The 857-nt window shown below is 73.2% G+C and carries 1 protein-coding gene; it reads left to right on the top strand.

Going from position 1 to position 857, the window contains the following annotated elements:
• A partial coding sequence (locus L7D48_RS12530; protein WP_305853138.1) for a vitamin B12 dependent-methionine synthase activation domain-containing protein occupies nucleotides 1-857 on the top strand: 857 nt, incomplete at both ends.

Raw genomic sequence — 857 nt, 5'->3', positions numbered from 1 at the left:
ATGAAGGAGAACCTGCAGGAGCTCAACGCCCGCGATCTGGCCGCGAAGTATCCGGTGATCCTGGGCGGGGCCGCGCTGACCCGCGCCTACGTCGAGCAGGACCTGCACGCCCTCTACGAGGGCGAGGTCCGCTACGCCCGCGACGCCTTCGAGGGGCTGCGGCTGATGGACGCGCTGATCGGCGTCAAGCGCGGAGTGCCGGGTGCGAAGCTGCCGGAGCTGCGGCAGCGCAGGGTGAGGCCGGCCGCGAGTGCGCAGGTCGCCGAGCCGGCCGAGGCCGGCCCGGTGCGCTCGGACGTGGCGACCGACAACCCGGTGCCCGCCCCGCCGTTCTTCGGTACGCGGGTGGTCAAGGGCATTCCGCTCCGGGAGTACGCGTCCTGGCTGGACGAGGGCGCGCTGTTCAAGGGCCAGTGGGGGCTGAAGGCGCCGCGCACCGGGGACGGGCCCGGTTACGAGGAACTGGTCGAGCGCGAGGGCCGCCCCCGGCTGCGGGGCTGGCTGGAGCGGCTGCACACCGAGAACCTGCTGGAGGCCGCGGTGGTCTACGGCTACTTCCCCTGCCACTCCGAGGGCGACGACCTGGTGGTGCTGGCCGAGGACGGATCCGAGCGGTGCCGGTTCACCTTCCCCCGCCAGCGCCGCGGGCGCAGGCTGTGCCTGGCGGACTTCTTCCGCCCCAAGGAGTCCGGCGAGACGGACGTGGTGGGCTTGCAGGTGGTCACCGTCGGCTCCCGCATCGGGGAGGCCACCGCCGACCTGTTCGCCTCGGACGCCTACCGCGACAGCGCCATCCGCAGGCTCCGCTTGTCCAGCCGCCACCGGAGGGGCTACGCCCTCGGCTGCCACTGGTGGAC

Source organism: Streptomyces sp. ICN903, assembly GCF_022015835.1.
Classification (GTDB): domain Bacteria; phylum Actinomycetota; class Actinomycetes; order Streptomycetales; family Streptomycetaceae; genus Streptomyces; species Streptomyces fenghuangensis.
Note: the sequence above shows the minus strand (reverse complement) of the source record. Positions and strands in the feature narration are given on the sequence as shown.